12 protein-coding genes are annotated in these 17,611 nt (G+C 40.8%); 6 read left to right on the top strand and 6 right to left on the bottom strand.

Annotated elements, in window-relative coordinates:
* Positions 1 to 616: 616 nt before the first annotated feature.
* The 3 genes from IEX12_RS18510 to IEX12_RS18500 are packed head-to-tail and all read left to right on the top strand — an operon-like array spanning position 617 to position 4,388.
* The gene (locus IEX12_RS18510; protein ID WP_088049608.1) at positions 617 to 2,128 is read left to right on the top strand and encodes a spore germination protein; all 1,512 of its coding nucleotides are present in this window, start codon (positions 617 to 619) and stop codon (positions 2,126 to 2,128) included.
* A gap of 8 nt (positions 2,129 to 2,136) precedes the next feature.
* Positions 2,137 to 3,255, top strand: coding sequence for a GerAB/ArcD/ProY family transporter (locus IEX12_RS18505; protein WP_088049607.1), 1,119 nt, complete (start codon positions 2,137 to 2,139; stop codon positions 3,253 to 3,255).
* On the top strand, positions 3,252 to 4,388 hold the full coding sequence (locus IEX12_RS18500) for a Ger(x)C family spore germination protein (RefSeq protein ID WP_088049606.1): 1,137 nt from the start codon (positions 3,252 to 3,254) through the stop codon (positions 4,386 to 4,388). Before IEX12_RS18505 ends, IEX12_RS18500 begins: the two co-directional genes overlap by 4 nt.
* 85 nt (positions 4,389 to 4,473) lie before the next feature.
* On the opposite strand, the gene IEX12_RS18495 is transcribed toward IEX12_RS18500, so the two are convergent.
* The 4 genes from IEX12_RS18495 to IEX12_RS18480 form a co-directional block, all read right to left on the bottom strand.
* The gene (locus tag IEX12_RS18495; protein WP_188725651.1) at positions 4,474 to 5,295 is read right to left on the bottom strand and encodes an aldo/keto reductase; all 822 of its coding nucleotides are present in this window, start codon (positions 5,293 to 5,295) and stop codon (positions 4,474 to 4,476) included.
* 614 nt (positions 5,296 to 5,909) lie between these two features.
* Entirely contained in the window at positions 5,910 to 7,118 is a 1,209-nt protein-coding gene (locus IEX12_RS18490; protein ID WP_088049604.1) for a quaternary amine ABC transporter ATP-binding protein, read from the bottom strand.
* A complete protein-coding gene (locus tag IEX12_RS18485; protein ID WP_088049603.1) occupies positions 7,115 to 7,975 on the bottom strand; it encodes an ABC transporter permease in 861 nt (286 codons plus the stop codon). The genes IEX12_RS18490 and IEX12_RS18485 overlap by 4 nt, the downstream gene beginning before the upstream one ends.
* Positions 7,976 to 8,135: 160 nt before the next feature.
* Entirely contained in the window at positions 8,136 to 9,128 is a 993-nt protein-coding gene (locus IEX12_RS18480) for an ABC transporter substrate-binding protein (RefSeq protein WP_088050950.1), read from the bottom strand.
* A gap of 617 nt (positions 9,129 to 9,745) precedes the next feature.
* On the opposite strand from IEX12_RS18480, the gene IEX12_RS18475 reads away from it, so the two are divergent.
* Positions 9,746 to 10,186, top strand: coding sequence for a MarR family winged helix-turn-helix transcriptional regulator (locus IEX12_RS18475; RefSeq protein WP_230856146.1), 441 nt, complete (start codon positions 9,746 to 9,748; stop codon positions 10,184 to 10,186).
* Between the two features lie 13 nt (positions 10,187 to 10,199).
* Entirely contained in the window at positions 10,200 to 13,334 is a 3,135-nt protein-coding gene (locus IEX12_RS18470; protein ID WP_188725650.1) for an MMPL family transporter, read from the top strand.
* Positions 13,335 to 13,530: 196 nt separating this feature from the next.
* Here the strand turns inward: IEX12_RS18470 and murG are convergent, their stop codons facing one another.
* Positions 13,531 to 14,604, bottom strand: coding sequence for an undecaprenyldiphospho-muramoylpentapeptide beta-N-acetylglucosaminyltransferase (gene murG, locus IEX12_RS18465; protein ID WP_188725649.1), 1,074 nt, complete (start codon positions 14,602 to 14,604; stop codon positions 13,531 to 13,533).
* A gap of 98 nt (positions 14,605 to 14,702) precedes the next feature.
* Here murG and IEX12_RS18460 point away from each other — a divergent pair, with 98 nt between their 5' ends.
* A complete protein-coding gene (locus IEX12_RS18460; RefSeq protein ID WP_088049601.1) occupies positions 14,703 to 16,082 on the top strand; it encodes an MATE family efflux transporter in 1,380 nt (459 codons plus the stop codon).
* Between the two features lie 145 nt (positions 16,083 to 16,227).
* On the opposite strand, the gene IEX12_RS18455 is transcribed toward IEX12_RS18460, so the two are convergent.
* Complete coding sequence (locus tag IEX12_RS18455) at positions 16,228 to 17,415, bottom strand: NupC/NupG family nucleoside CNT transporter (protein ID WP_088049600.1); 1,188 nt, start codon at positions 17,413 to 17,415, stop codon at positions 16,228 to 16,230.
* Positions 17,416 to 17,611: the final 196 nt, after the last annotated feature.

The following is a 17,611-nucleotide window of genomic DNA, read 5'->3' as shown; positions in this document are numbered from 1 at the left end:
CAAAAAATTGAATGATGAAGGGTCTAGCTTTGTATTGGCTTTTCTCGATAAGTGTTTTCATACAAAAGTATATAAATTTAGGCTCTATTCTGCTCTCGGCAGGGTAAGCCACGTCCGGCTCCAGCGCCCAGCGACTAGTGGACAACACCCGCCTCCGTACGATAAGTCAACATCGGTTCGGGTAAGAAGGAAGGCCGACTAAAAGCGGACTTTGCGTCCAACTCACGTCTACCCCTTTTGCAGGGGCATGTTTCCTTTATCTCCTACGGTGGGAATGTTCGGTTAAACCCGCCGCTTTGCGCGGCAACACCGAACCACCCTGCTTGGCAGGGCGCACTCCATACGTCGCTAAACGGGCGCTTGCGCCTTTGTTCATTACCTTCTACAATTTTCCAATCTTTTCTTCTTGTAGTTCAACAATTCCAACTTCCACCTTTGGCAAAATCAAGTTGCAACTTGACCGAACCTCTTATTATCACATTCATCTATATATTTCTTCGGATCTGCCAAGTCCTGCGATTTTATGTACTTTCCCTTCCCTATTTTTATATACCATCATAATTTCAGGCAATTATTCACATACTAACGCCAGTAGAAGTTTCATCAGGAGGTTCCTATGAAAAGAAATCGCCAGCGGAAGAAAAATCCGGATAGTATTTTTCCGATTAAAATAGATAAATTAAAGCAGATAATGCAAAGCAAATTTGAAAATAACGATGACTTACTTTTCACAATATATGAGCAGGAGCAGGGTAAAAAGGCGGCAGTGTTTTTTATATCCTACCAGGCTAATTCAGACAAAGTGGAGGAATTTTTACTGGATCCTCTTCTAAGCAGCAAAAATGAATGGTCCACATCATCAATCAAGAATGAAATTCCTTTAGGTGCTCGGACAACGAAAGAAACACTTGAAGATATATTAAAAGGTTTGTTAATTGGCGAAGTATTTATTTATGTTGAAGATGAGACGGAAGCAGTTTCTTACTTACTGCTAAAAAAACAACATCGTCAGCTGGATCGCGCAGAAAATGAAACGGTCGTCCTTGGTCCACAAATATCTTTTACTGAATCACTTGTGACAAACATGAATGTTGTCAGGTGGAGCATCCGGTCGACAGATCTTGTTTTAGAGAAATTAATGATTGGAAAACGCTATCCACGCGAAGTTCGGATTGTTTATGTAAAATCGGTTGCGGACGAGGTCGATGTTAATACCATGCGGCAGCGACTGCAGGATTTGGATATCGATGAATTGGAAGACAGTACCGTCCTGCAGCAATATATCGGTGATTCATCGTTATCTGTTTTCCCGATTTTCTATTCCACCGAATTGCCTGACCGGTTTAGCTATGCTGTCAGGCAAGGACGTGTCGGTGTTTTAACGGAAAATAGTCCAACTGGATTTATTGGGCCATCAAGCTTTTTCAGTTTCTTTGAATCAACGGAAGATATGTATATGCGCTGGCCTCTTGGCTCGTTTTTACGAGTTTTGCGCTTTGCAGCCATGCTTTTCTCGATTATTTTAACGCCATTATATGTTGCGGCGGTGACCTATCATTATGAAATCATCCCGATAGATGAGCTTATCACCCTTGGGCAATCAAGAGCCGTCGTGCCATTTCCACCGATCTGGGAAGCAATCATCCTGGAATTTCTCATTGAGCTTTTGCGTGAAGCCGGTGCCAGACTGCCGACCAAAGTCGGACAGACAATCGGTATCGTTGGCGGGGTTATCATCGGACAGGCAGTTGTGCAGGCTGGACTAACGAGCAGTATTTTAATTATCGTCGTGGCGTTAAGTGCCTTGTCATCGTTTACGGCGCCAAACTATTTGATGGGAACAACTGTCCGTATTGTTCGTTTTCCCATGATTATTTTAGCCGGCTTATTTGGTCTGATTGGTATTATGTATGGTGCATGTTTTATCGTCATTCATTTATTAAAACAAAAATCATTAGGACGCCCATATCTTTCACCGGTTTATCCGTTTCGCTGGGCTGATTTAAATAAAACACTGTTTCGTGGGCCATTACAATATGAGAATAAACGTTTTTTCTCATTTCGGCCAAAGAATTTGCTCCGCTACGGGGGAAATGAGGCAAAAAGAAAACATGACATAGATGAGTAGGTGAAACAATGGATGTCAACCTAAAAGTAAAAGCAAACCTACGTATTCGTGCATTTTATTTATTTTTTGTTATTGGCAGTATCCAGATCGGCGTTGGAGTCATGGGTTCTCCAATGTATGTTTTTAGAGAAGCACGTCAAGATTCATGGATATCCATTATTATCGCATATATTTTCATCCTGTTTGTCTTATTTGTCATGCTTCGGATTCTGCGTCAGTATGACAATGCAGATATTTTTGGGATTCAGGTTGATTTGTTCGGGAAATGGCTTGGCATGGCATTGGGAACCTTTTACATTATCTACTTTTTTGTTACATTATTGACTGTATTGGTAACCTATATTGAAGTTATTCAGATTTTTATTTTTCCGGAAATCAGTTCACTGGTTCTCGGGGTATTACTATTATCCTTGGTGATTTATAGTGTGCTGGGCGGAATTCGTGTCATTATCGGCGTTGTGTTCCTTTTCTTTTTTCTTGCTCATTGGCTGCTGCTTTTATTGTATGAGCCTGCCAGGAATATTGAATTGGATCATTTTCGTCCTGTCCTTAATGCATCTGTAATGGAACTATTAAAAGGATCCAGGGAAACAGTATTTACGTTTGCAGGATTTGAGATTCTGTTCATTATCTACCCATTTATTCAAAACAAAAAACAAGCGGGGCGTCCTGTCTATTGGGGGACAACCTGGGCCGCAGCTATTGTATTCATTAATACCGTCATTTCAATCGGGTACTTTAGTCCGCAGCGGATGGAGGAAATGGAGTGGTCTGTCTTATCCTTATTTAAAATTGTTAAATTCCCGTTTATTGAGCGGTTTGATTATATTGTTGTTGCGGAATGGATGATGGTAACACTGCCAAATATGATTTTATTAATGTGGGTCATTACTTATGGATTAAAGCGAATGTACAAGGTTCCGCAAAAGATTACATTATACGTATCAGCAGGTATTCTGTTCGTATTATGCGGCTTTGTTACCTATCATTACTGGATAATGAATTTAACGGACGCACTTTCCAATATCGCCTTTTGGGTCGTTTATATTTATCCGTTGATACTTCTTCCCCTTGTCATTCTGAAAAAAAAGCTGCGGAAGAGGAAAAAGGGAAGTGATCAAAAGTGAAAAAACTGATAGTATTGGCGTCAATAATAGTACTGTCTGGCTGTGTCCAACCAAGAACAATAGAAGATATGGGGATCATTCTCACGCGAGGGGTGGATAAGCTTGAAGATAATAATATTGAAACAACCATTTCCTACTTTGAATTTAACGCACAACAGAAAGAATATTCTAATATTGTAACCGGCAGAGCTAATACAATTAAACAAGCTCGGATAGATGCAAATCGTAAAACAGACTTCCGCTTGACGCCAGGATCATCCAAATTGGAAGTATACGGAAGAGAAACTGCCGAAAAGGGAGTGCTGCGCTATTTGGATACACTAATCCGTGATGCCCGTGTATCAGACACAATGCTATTAGCGATAAGTGATACAACCGCGAAGGAACTGCTTTACAAAGCTGAAAAGCACGCTGACGTAAATACTGGACTATATTTACACTATATTTTAGAACGAAATATTTTAAACAATGTAATACCACGCGTTAATTTGCAAGACTTTTTGCGATTCTACTTTGACAAAGGACAGGATCCATTTCTGCCAATACTGTCGATTAGCAATGATAAACCGGTTCTGTCGTCACTTGCCTTATTTCAGGATGATAAAATGGTTGGCCAGTTACCAATTGAAAAGGCCTATTTAATCGGTGCTTTCCATAAAGATTTGCGAGATTTATTTCTCGAGGTGGCCCTTCCATCAGAACCTTTTAAAGGGCAGATGAGAACAGATGCACAATCGAAAAATGAAACAGGTATAGATAAATTCTTTGCTCTATTAACTGTTCTTAATAGTAAGAGCAAATCTAAAATAACTGATATACAAAAGCTAAAATTTCGTACAGAAGTAACGTTTGATGTTAGCTTAATGGAGCTGACCGAGGAAATTAAACTGAACAACCCAAAGGTAGTTAGAAAATTGGAGAAAGAGGTGGAAAAGGAAATCAAGAAACAGTATGAACAGCTTCTGGCAAAACTTCAGGAGCTGAACACCGATCCGTTAGGTTATGGAACCATCTACCGGATCAACAAACCAAATGGTGAGCTTAAAGAAGGGGAATGGTATGATTATTTCCCAGATATTCATGTTGATTATCATGTAAATGTACGAATATTTCGCCATGGGACGGAAAGGTAAAACCAGGCTCGGCATGGGAAGGGCAGATAACAGCTGCTGTTTTCTGCCTGTTCTTTTGCACAAAATGCCTATGGGAAACCCTGTACTACTGCGGAATATTATCTGGGTGTGACCCAACACGCAACCCTTCATCCAACTGATCCAATAATGTCATGTCATGCTGATCAATGTTAAAATCAAACACGGTCATATTTTGCCTTTGCCGGTCCTTATTGGTCGACTTCGGAATGACGACAAAATCATGCTGCAGGTGCCATCTAATGATGAACTGAGCAGGTGATTTTTTATATTTTTCACCAAGTTGGACAAGAAGCGGATCGTCCAAATACCTCGCTCTGGCTAACGGTGACCATGATTCAACTGCAATTCCCTGCTCTCGGCAATAGTCCACGGTATCCTTTTGCTGCAATTTAGGATGAAGCTCGATCTGGTCTACCGCCGGGTTTACCTCCTGGGTGGCTGCCAACGTTTTTAAGTGATGATCGAGAAAATTGCTCACGCCAATTGCTTTTGTCACATTGTCATGGTAAAGCTTCTCTAATGCTTTCCATGTTTCCGGAAATAGATCCGGCACCGGCCAGTGAATAAGATAGAGATCAACATAGTCAAGCCCCAGTCTGGCCAAACTTTTTTCAAATGCACGTAAGGTACGATTAAATCCATGATCATCATTCCAAACCTTTGTCGTAACAAAGAGCTCCTCTCGTGATATTCCAGACTCTCTTATTGCCCTGCCTACCCCTTCTTCATTTCCGTAAAAGCTTGCCGTATCAATGTGCCGGTAACCAAGTTCCAGTGCATGTGCCACTGTATCGTAAGTTTGTTCAGCCGGCACTTTATAAACACCGAATCCCAGTTGCGGGATTTGCGTTCCATTGTTCAATTTCCTTTTTGTTTGCATATCCATTTGTCACAACTCCTTTTGTTGTCTAGTTTATCGCACCTAATACCGGACTTCCAACGGTAAGGTATGAAATAAATGGTCTCATTTAAAGGAAGCTATTTTTTAAAAGTAAAGAAAATATATAGTTTTTAGCGATATTAATTCATGATCGAGAAGGGCCATGTCCAGCTCCAGCGCTAAAGCCAAGCAAACTTCACACTCCTTCACTACGATAAGTCAACATCGGTAAAAGGGGAAGTTCGGTTAAAACCGCGACGTCCTGTCGCAACACCGAACTGACCTACGTCCTGTAGGCCTCAGCTCACCGTGTTTCCTTTATCTCATTGCGGAGTGCTCCAGTTTGTACGTTGCTAAACGGGCGCTTCCGCTTTTCTCACTGAAAAGTTAAGTTGATTACAGTTTTTGAGTTTATAATCATGGAGGTTCAGCGGCTTTCTGGCTTGGTTCAGTACCTTCCAAAGAATCTTCAGCTTTTTTCAGCTCCAGTTTAGCAAATTCAGTCAAACTTCAGCATTTCTCTAAAAAACCAAGTGAAAATTTCACACAACTGCAAATTCTATACTTTCTTTACTATTAAAAAAGCGGAGACCCTTTAAATTCAGGAGTCCCCGCTATTGCTATCCAATATATTCTTCACTCTCATCGACCTCATCAGCCACTAGTCCCGACAATACATGAACCCGGAGAATAAAACCAATTAATTTATCCTCTTCATTTACAACGGCTAACGGAAATTTCGACTCAAGTGTTTTGGCAATCAGATCATTGACATACTCATCCCGTTTAACGACTGTAATAGCAGTCAGCATCACGTCAGCCAACGTCTTCTTTTCCTTAATGCCTGCGATTGCATCATCAATCGTGACGATTCCTTTTACCTGTCGCTGCCGGTCTACCACAAACACACTGGAAATATTGTTTTCTTCCATTTCTTTTACAGCAACGTTCAAACCATCTTTCATCGATACCAACGCATTCGGTTTAATCATGACATGTTCAGCCTGGAAAACCTTTGAGCGATCAATATCTTTAATGAAATCAGAAATATATTCATTGGCCGGAGTTTCAATGATTTCCTCTGGTGACCCGACTTGAACGACACGCCCGTCTTTCATAACCGCTACTCGATCTCCGAGTTTAAATGCTTCATTAACATCATGGGTGATAAAAATGATCGTCTTCTGCAGCCGTTCCTGAATATCGAGAAGCTCCAGCTGCATTTCCCTGCGAATTAGCGGGTCGAGTGCACTGAATGGTTCATCCATTAATAGGATATCCGGATCATTTGCCAGTGCCCTTGCTAATCCAACCCGCTGCTGCATCCCCCCGGAAAGCTGATCGGGATACTTTTCCTCATACCCTTTTAACCCGACACTTTCAATATTTTTCATAGCGATTTCCCGACGTTTTTCCTTTGGCACATTACGAATTTCCAGCCCGTATTCGACATTTGCCAAAATCGTCCGGTGGTTAAACAGTCCAAAATGCTGAAATACCATCGCAATTTTTTCCTGACGAACCTGTTTAAGCTGTGCACTATTGTATTGAATGATATCTTCACCATCAATAAAAATGGATCCTGCTGTAGGCTTATTCAGCAAATTGAAGCAACGGATCAGAGTTGATTTTCCACTTCCGGACAGCCCCATGATAACAAAAATCTCTCCCTGCTGAATTTCCATGGAGGCGTCATATACCCCAACCGTATGTCCCGTTTTTGCCAGAATTTCCTGTTTTGTCATGCCATCCTTTACTTTCGGTAATACAGACTTTGGCTTCGGCCCAAAAATTTTCGATACGTTTTGTAATTTTACCTTTGCAGTCATTCACTCACCCTCCTATGCTTTTGGAGTTTATCCGCAATACCGCTTGAAACACGATCGATAATAATTGCTAAAAATACAATACTGATACCTGCCTCAAATCCTAGTGAAATATCAATCCGGTTGATAGAAACCAAAACTTGCTCTCCCAACCCTTGGGCACCAACCATTGATGCGATGACAACCATCGCAAGCGCCATCATCGTTGTCTGGTTTACCCCTGCCATAATTGTTGGCAGTGCTTGCGGTAATTGAATTTTCCTAAGCATTTGCCATTTTGACGAGCCGAACGATTGTGCCGATTCAATCACTTCTTTATCAACACCACGGATAGCAAGCTCTGTTAAACGGATAACAGGTGGCAATGCATAAATTAATGTTGCAAAAATTGCTGAAATATTTCCGAGTCCGAAGAAGAAGATAGCGGGAATTAAATAAACGAAGCTCGGCATTGTCTGCATCGCGTCCAAAAAGGGCCGCATTACTGTGGAAAAGCCTTTACTAAATGCCATCCAAACACCAAGCGGGACGCCCAGTACGAGTGAAATAATAACTGCTGTCATCACGATCGCGATCGTTGTCATCATATCTTCCCATAATCCAAATGAGCCAATTAAAAATACAAACACACCGTATAACACACCGGCAAATAATGACTTAAAATACCATCCGATTAATATAATAAAGGCAATGAACGCCCACCATGGCAGCCAAAGTAAAAACGTTTCAATCCCATTAATGAATTGGGACGAGACAATATAAATAAAATCAAAAACACTGCTTAACGACGTATCCAAAATATCAACTATTTTTTCAACATAATCCCCTAGGTTTGTTGTAATATCCGGAAAACTTCCCATCAGCAGACTGTAATAAACAGCCCTTTCACCTCACTTTAGATTAATTGGAAAAGCAGCCAAGCCCCTAAGACCGGCTGCTTTTCATCGTGCTTTTTAAACTAGTAATTACTTGGATGAATTAACTTCTAACTTCCCTGAACGGGCACTTCCGCTTTTGAGTTTACATAGATTCTTTTACTTTCTTGGCGATATCTTCTGAAACCCAGCTGGTCCATATATCCTCATGCTGTTCCATCCACCACATTGCTGCTTCTTCCGGGGATGCGTCATTTTCATCCATGTATTTAAGTGCCTCTTCCGTTAATGCACTGCTCGTTTCATAATTGCTTAGAAAGTCAACAACTTCAGGTGCCGCCTCAGGTAAATCTTTGTTTACCGCTACAACCACATCATTCGGCGGAAATGCGGTAGCTTTTGTTTCTTCAAACACTTCTTTATCGTATTCCGGTTCTTCCAGCAAGGTTAAATCGTATTTTGCCGTAACCGCAGTAGGCGACCAATAATATCCTACCCATGCTTTTCCTGAATTAATGGCATCCGTTAAAGAGGATACGATTGCCGCATCTGATCCCGGCTTAAAGTTGACAAATGTATCATTCAATCCATAAGCATCCATTTTCTCCGTAATAGCCTGTTCAACTGCCCAGCCACTCGGCGCATTAATTAAGCGGCCTTTGTCAGGTTCTGCCGGATCGGCAAATAATTCCGGATACTTTTTTAAATCCTCCACGGTTTTTAAGTCCGGTGCCATTGGTTCAATCCCTTTTTCCTTGTCACCTTCAATGACGTAGGTTGGGACGTATAATCCTTGCACATTATCGTCAAAGTTAACCGATACTTTTTCAATCTCTTCTTTATCAAGTGCTTTATTATAAATTTCTTTAATATTGTCGGTCCACACTTCCATGTAAACGTCAATATCCCCTTCCGTTAACCCTTGAAAAGTGGCTGCTGTCGAGCCGGATGTCACTTCGGTATCAATTCCATAGCCCTCCTCAATGATTGTTTGGGCTATACTGTTATGAACACGAATACTATCCCAGCCGGCATCTGCCAGTACGATTTTATCTATATCTCCATCAGCCTTTGAACCACTGCAGGCAGAAAGCACTACCAATATTGCAGTGGATAGTAACAATACGAATTTCTTCATTTCTTTTCCCCTTTCTTGTTGATTCAAATTTAGGTACCGCCTGTTTTCTGCACTATTGCCAATAATGAAAAAATTAATGATGCCATTAGTCACTGGATTAACTGACTATTTATCGTTAACAAAATTGAAAAGCTTTTCGCAGGCAGTAGAGGGTGCAATGCCAAGTAATTTTTGAGGTTAATAAATCAAATAAACTTTCCAGTGAAAAAGGATTAACCTGAACAACACTATTAATGGTATCGTAAATAGTTTAGACACTCAAATGTGCTAACAAGCTAAAATATGAGATTATTGCTGATTAAACGAGATCAGCCGACATTAACATAGTCTATTAGCTATATCATATCAAATACTCTGTATAACTCCATTTTTCCGACATTTGGTCAGGAAACCAATTACCTATCAATCCCCCGCTGTTACTTTCTCACGACCTATACCTATCCGTTTACACCTCTTTTCCCAATCCCAATAATCCTTAAACCTGAAATATGATTTCTTTGTGAAAGGAGTAAAATTTTCTTGCTTAATCCCGTTAAAATTGTTATTATTTAATAGTTCTACATATGAACTATTCACTTATTGAACTATCTTGTCCTTAGGAGGTTTATTTTTTTATTATGATTATGGAATTAAAAGAATTGATTGACCGCTATCAAGAAGCAATGAACACCATTTACCGGGGTGTGAATGGAATATTGAAAGAAAGAATTCACTCCGATATTACAACAGACCAATTTTCGACACTGCACTATATTCGAAATCACGAAAACGCTACATCAACGGAAATTGCCCATGCATTTGGTATTGGTAAAAGTGCTGTAACGGCACAAATAAACCGTTTATTTGATAAGGGATTAATCGAACGGGAGCGTGACGATAAGGATCGGCGTAATGTCTACTTATATGTTACAGCCAAAGGGATAGAACTGGTAAACTTCACGGAAAAGGAGCTGTACGCTGAAATTGGCAAACAGCTTGCACACTTTAATGATGAAGAAATTCAGACCTTTATCTGCTCCCTGGAAAAATTAGCAGAAGTAATGAAGGAAAACCGATAGAAAGGGGACTATTATGAAACATATTATCAAATTCCGCTGGCCCATCGCTATCCTATGGGTTGCGGTGGCAGTTTCATTATTTATCTTTGCACCAAATCTTCAGGAGCTTGTACAGGAAAAAGGCCAAATAACTGTTCCTGAAGGATATACATCACAGGAGGCACAAGCATTAATAGAAGATATGTCAGCCGATGAAGATAACAGTTCAGCAAGCAGTGTACTTGTTTTTCATGATAATGACGGGCTGGATAAAGCAAAAAAGGAAGAAATCGCACAAGCTATCGATGAGCTGAAAAAAAATCAGGATAACCTGCAGATTTCCGATATTCTGGATTTCAGGGAAGATCCGGCAATCGCCGATCAGACTGTGGCAGAAGACGGGAAAACGATTATGGTTCCATTTCAGGTTTCATTAAAAGATCAGGAAGTAAATAAGGCTCGCGATAACATCTATGATACGGTTGATGATATCAATGTCGAACACTACCTAACAGGTGAACAAATGATACAGCAGGACATTCTTGACAACTCGGAGGAAGGCCTGAAAAAGACAGAATTTATTACAGTCGGGTTAATTTTGATCATCCTGTTTGTCGTGTTCAAATCATTTGTCGCACCGTTTATTCCATTATTGACTGTCGGAATTAGCTACCTGGCCGCCCAAGGCATTGTCTCGATCTTGGCGGATACGGCTGGTTTTCCGCTTTCAACGTTTACACAAATTTTCATGGTTGCGGTGATGTTCGGGATTGGAACCGACTATTGTATCTTACTAATCAGTCGTTTTAAGGAAGAAATCGCCCAGCATGATTCCATCAAAGATGCTGTTGCAACTACTTATAAATCAGGTGGAAAAACGATTTTCTTTGCTGGATTAGCAGTATTAATTGGTTTCTCAACCATCGGGCTATCCACATTTTCTCTCTATCAATCGGCAGTTGCCGTTGCAGTTGGTGTTGCGGTTGTACTTATTGCCTTAGCTACATTAGTACCATTTTTCCTAGTTGTACTGGGTAAGAAACTGTTCTGGCCATTTGATAAAAATGTTGCCCATAAGGAAAGCCGGATTTGGGGGACAGCCGGAAAATTCGCTTGGGGCAGGCCGGTAGTAGCATTAGTTATCGTTGCCGTCATAACCCTGCCATTTTTATTAACGTTCGATGGCGACAAATCGTACAACTCGCTTGAAGAAATTGGTGATGACTACGGATCTGTGAAAGGATTTAACTGGATTGCCGATAGCTTTGGCCCAGGGCAAACGATGCCGACTAGTGTTGTATTTAAGACGGATAAGCCAGTCGATTCTGTAGAAGATTACCAAGCAATCGAAGACATGTCACAAGAACTTGCCCAAATGGACGGTGTTGAACAGGTTCGCAGTGCGACAAGACCCGCTGGTGATGTCATTGAGGATTTTAAAGCCAATAAACAAACTGGTATGCTGGCTGACGGAGTTGATCAAAGTACAGAGGGGATCACAAAAATTCAGGCAGGTTTGCAGGAAGCAGCCTCAGAATTGAAAAAGTCTGGACCACAATTAAAGGATGCACAAAATGGCGTTGACCAATTGATGCAAGGCACACAGGAAGCTAACAATGGCGTTGGCGACATGAAAGATGCCTTATCACAAATTCAGCAAGGGATTGAATCTGGTTCTCAAGGAGCAGGGGAAATTAAAACCAACCTGCAAACCATTAAGGATAATCTCGATCAGACAATAGCTGGCAATAGGCAATTATTACAAGGTTATCAGGCCATTGCTGATGGGTTAAAAAGTGTTGGCGGCGGCGAATTTGACGCTCAGGGAATTGATGAATTAAAAGGTGCTATGCAAGGTTCATTAGATCAGTTAAAGACTTTACAAAATTCCAATCCTGAACTTAATCAAGAACAGCAAATACAACTAGGTACTGCTATTCAGTATACTGAGGGCGCGATAAAGGGAATTGAGCAATTACAAAACAAAATAAAAGATGTACAGGGTGCGCAAACAGGATTACAAGAAGTTAATGCTCAATTTAGCAAGTTAAACCAAGGTTTCGCTGACTCCATCGCTGGCCAGGAAAAACTAGCTGCAGGGATTGGTGAATTAATTTCAGGAATTGATCAGTTGCAATCCGGATTAAATCAGGCAGCAGATGGCCAAGGTCAAGTAGTCAACAATATTCCGAGCCTGCAGGATGGATTGTCGCAAATCTACGGAGGCCAGGAAGAATTAAAAACAGCCTTCAGCGATATGCAGGGGCAATTGGATGAGCTTACCGGCGGACTAGGGGATAGTTCGAATGGCTTGAAAAAGATCAATGACGGATTATCCAAGGTACAGGATCACCTTAGTGAATTCGATGCAGATTCAAGTAAACCAATTGTCATTATTCCAGAAGAGGCACTGGAAAACGAAGACTTTATCGAAGGAACAAAAGCCTATCTATCGGACGATAAAACAATCGTCAAATTTGATGTTGTCTTATCACACAACCCTTATTCAACAAAGGCTATTAATATGGTGGATAAAATCAAGGATACGGTGAATAACACAAAAGAGGACACTGTCTTAGCAGGGAGTGATCCAAAACTCGGCGGGGTTAGCAGTACGAATAATGATTTACAAAATATTTCGGATGCTGACTATTCTCGTACCGTATTTCTTATGATCGCAGGAATCTTTATCATATTGGTCCTCCTGTTACGATCACTAATAATGCCGCTGTATTTGATTGGTTCATTAATCTTGACCTACTTTACCTCTATGGGAGTTGCCGAATTAGTATTTAACCAGCTGCTCGGATATGACGGCCTGACATGGGCTATTCCGTTCTTTTCCTTTGTGATGCTGATGGCACTGGGTATCGATTACAGTATTTTCGTGATGGATCGATTCAATGAATATAAAAACGGCAATATTAAAGAAGCATTACTATCAGCCATGAAAAACATGGGAACAGTCATTATATCAGCTGCCATTATTTTAGGTGGAACCTTTGGAGCAATGCTCCCATCTGGTGTGTTGTCAATCTTGCAAATTGCAACGGTTGTACTGACAGGATTATTCCTGTATGCCTTTGTAATGTTACCATTATTTATTCCAGTTATGGTACGAATCTTTGGCAAAGTAAACTGGTGGCCATTTAAGTACAATAAAGAGTAATAGAAAGGAAATCGGCTTATGTGCCGATTTCCTTTCTATATTTGGGGACAGATATCTTGCGTTGTCCCCAATTATTAAAATAAACAGGACAAGGCCAATTTGTTCACTGTCAAACTTATACAATTTACTTGCTATTTTTGCACATTTACTGTCCAAAACTGGTGAAATACTGTCTAAACCTGCTATCGGAGGCAATCTATTTTTTTCCTATCTCCTTAATAATTTCAATTACACGTTCTTTTGCCTTTTTACTTTGATATTTTTTCATATAATCGATCATAACCGGGGCTTGTTCTTTTAACCCGAAAAGTTCTTGTACTAGATGATCTGATGTAAGCTTTTCCTCTTCCATAACCCGTGCATATTTTTTCTCCATAAACGATTTTGCATTAATGATCTGGTCACCTCTGCTTGCTTGCTTGGACAAAGGAATGAGGAGCATCGGTTTTTGTAACGCCAAAAATTCAAAAATTGCATTGGCACCGGCCCGTGATAATACAAAATCAGTGGCTGCGAAAAGATCCTTTAATGTTTCATTTACATATTCAAATTGTTTGTACCCCTCCCGATTTATTGCTTTATCGATTTTTCCATTTCCGCAAATGTGGGCAATTTGAAAAACCGGTAACAGTTCATCAAGGCTTTCACGGACCGTATTGTTAATCTTCTCAGAGCCGCCGCTTCCGCCCATGATCAGCAGCACCGGCCTGCTGCTGGTGAATCCGCATAATTCCAGTCCTTTTTCCCGGCTGCCTTGAAACAACTCGTCCCGAATAACCGCCCCAACGTATTCGGATTTTTGCTCTGGCAAAAATTTCATCGTCTCCGGAAATGTTGCCAGGATCTTTTTCGCAAACGGAAAAGCGAGCTTGTTCGCAAGTCCCGGGGTAAAATCCGATTCATGAATGATTGCCGGCACCCTCCCCAATTTCGCCGCTAAGATGACCGGGACCGATACAAAGCCACCTTTTGAAAAGATAATGGACGGTTTACGCTTTCCGATAATCCGCCAGGCCTGCATCGTCCCTTTTAACACTTTAAATGGATCTTTGATATTTTCCTTGGAAATGTAACGTCTCAGTTTCCCGGTTGAAATCGGATAATAGGTTACATTCTCCATTTGCTCGACTAATTTACGTTCAATCCCAGTTTTGGAGCCAATATAATCAATCTCCCATCCTTCTTCCTGAAATACCGGAATTAAAGCCAGATTCACAATCACGTGTCCGGCCGTTCCGCCACCCGTAAAAAGGATTCGTTTCTTTTTCATAAAATGTACTTCCTTTCTATCGATAAAACGGTATAATTGCATTTGTATTGAAATCCATCTCTATCCTAATGGAAAATAAACAAAAAAGGAAGAGGAATATGCATGAAACAGCAACATTAAGAGAAAAATTGAAGCTTTTTACCATCATATTAGTGCCTATTTTGATCACACAGATCAGTCTGTATTTAATGAACTTCTTTGACACCGTCATGTCCGGCCGGGTAGGTGCAGCGGATCTTGCCGGTGTTGCAATCGGATCCAGTCTCTGGGTGCCAGTTTTCACCGGAATCAATGGAATACTGCTTGCGATAACCCCGATTATTGCCCAGTTAACCGGTGCAAAATCGGAGCATGAAGTACCGAACAAAGTACAGCAAGGAATTTACTTGGCAATTGTGTTAGCTCTGTTAGTTGCTTTGGCTGGAGCTTTACTGCTTAATCCTATTTTACAGCTTATGGATCTGGAAACAGAAGTCAGACATACTGCAACGTTTTATCTGGTTTCCCTTGTTACAGGAATTGTGCCATTATTTATTTTTAATACATTACGGTGTTTTATTGATGCACTAGGGCAAACCCGCGTTTCAATGCTGATCATTTTGACTTCCCTGCCATTAAATGTCCTGTTTAATTATATATTCATCTTCGGAAAGCTCGGTGTACCGGCGTTTGGCGGGGTTGGTGCTGGTATTGCAACATCGATTACCTACTGGCTGGTTTGTGGAATTGCCTTTGGTGTTATCTATAAAAATAAACCGTTTCGTATGTATGAGATCTTTTCTAATTGGGTGAAACCATCGTTAAAAGAATGGTGGGAACAATTAAAAATCGGTATCCCTATTGGCTTTTCCATCTTTTTTGAAACGAGTATTTTTTCAGCAGTAACATTACTGATGAGTGTCTACAGCACATATACGATTGCTGCCCATCAGGCTGCGATGAATTTTGCTTCCCTATTATACATGATCCCGCTCAGTGTCGGTATGGCATTGACAATCGCCGTTGGGTATGAGGCTGGTGGCAGGCGGCTTGGAGAGGCAAAGACGTACAGTTATATCGGGATCAGCGGCGGATTATTTATTGCCGTGTTTGCTGGTCTCGTATTATATGTTTTCAATGACACGGTTGCTGCAATGTACAATGATAACCCGGAAGTTATCGAACTGACAAAGCATTTTATTTATTATGCAATTTTCTACCAGCTGGCAGATGCGTTCGGAGCACCGATCCAAGGGGCATTACGCGGCTACAAAGACGTCAATCTTACCCTGGTGATCTCATTGGTTTCATACTGGGGCGTTGGCTTGCCAAGTGGCTTTTTACTTGCAAACTATACACCTTTGGAACCGTTTGGATACTGGGTAGGAATCATTATTGGCTTGAGCTTCGGTGCAGCTTGTCTATTGGCACGGCTCTTTTACTTGCAAAAAAAACTTGCTAAAGAGAAAAAGCAACTAGCAATCCAACAGCACGGTTAAATTATGCTGGTGTTTTTTCATTTGCCTCATTTAATTCATAGTTGTAAATACCAATCATTACAATCTCTTTTATAAACCGAATCAATGTTCCTTCATAACAAAAGCGAGAACACCTTAACAAGTGTTCTCGCTTTTGTTAACCAATTTACAAAAATAACCCGGCGATCGTTGCGGATAAGATGGATGCTAACGTTGCACCAATCAGTAATTTCATTCCGAACCCGGAAACTTGCACCGCTTTTTTACTATCAATACCTTGCACAGTCCCCGCGATAATTCCAATCGATGAAAAGTTGGCAAAGCTTGTCAAGAAAACCGAAACAATCCCGATCGTTTTTTCCGACATACTGCCAAGCATCTTCTGGAATTCAAGCATGGCGACAAATTCATTTGTTACAATTTTGGTCCCCATAACGCCACCGGCACGAATTACCTCACCCGGCGAAATCCCCATTAACATTCCAATCGGTGAAAGAATATATCCGAGAATTTCCTGCAGTGTCACACCGGCAAAAATAAACTGAATCAGCCAATTCACAAGCTCAAGGGAAGCAATGAACGCAATAAGCATGGCTGCAACGATTAATGCTATCTTACCACCATCAAGTGCACCATTCCCCATTGCTTCGAAAATACTTCTGTCCTGGGAGACATCTTTTATATCTACATGATCCTCTTCTTTCGGTACTTTAACTGGAGCGATCATGGAAGAGATCATTAAGGCACTAAACATGTTTAATGGCAGTGCAACCAAAACATATTCCGGCGGGAGAATCTGTAAATAAGAGCCAACGATAGATGCCGATACAGACCCCATAGCCGAAGCACTAACAATGTATAACCGGTTCTTGTCCAAATGATGAAACTGTGTCTTTATCGCAAGCAGCGCCTCTGACTGACCGAAAAAGATACTATTGACGGCGTTGAATGATTCCACCTTTGGCAATCCGGTGATTTTCGAGATAAGTCCGCCAAAATATTTAATAATTACAGGCAATATTTTCAAATACGTCAGTACAGACAAAATGGTTGCGAAAAAGATGATAAGCAACAATACATTAAAGAAAAATACGCCACCTTCCCCAACTGTAATGCCGCCAACAACGAAATTAATTCCTTCCGTACCAAATTCAATTAATTTATTGAACCCTGCAGAAATACCATTAATAATGTTTTTCCCGATTTCTGTCGAAAACATAAACCACGTGATAATCAGCTGTGCAACAAGCATAACAACGATGGCTTTGTAGTTGATGTTTTGCTTATCATTCGACATTAAATATGCAATTCCGAGGACAATAATGATTGCTGCCAGTCCTAGAAGAATATCCACGGATGTTAAGCCTCCCTTTAATTAATTAGTAGAATGCATACATGATTGCAAATGCTTTCAATTAATACGAATTCCAAACCTGATTTTAACAGGTTGTCAGACGTCATGCAAGTTAAAATACAATTAAAATTATCAATGCAGTTAGTTGTCCCCTATTCCGGCTTTTTTAGTAAATGGAGCAGCAAAAGACCCCAGT

It is taken from the genome of Lentibacillus populi, assembly GCA_014642895.1.
Lineage (GTDB): Bacteria > Bacillota > Bacilli > Bacillales > Amphibacillaceae > Lentibacillus_C > Lentibacillus_C populi.
The sequence above is the reverse complement of the archived record's forward strand: the minus strand, read 5'-3'. Positions and strand labels throughout refer to the sequence as shown.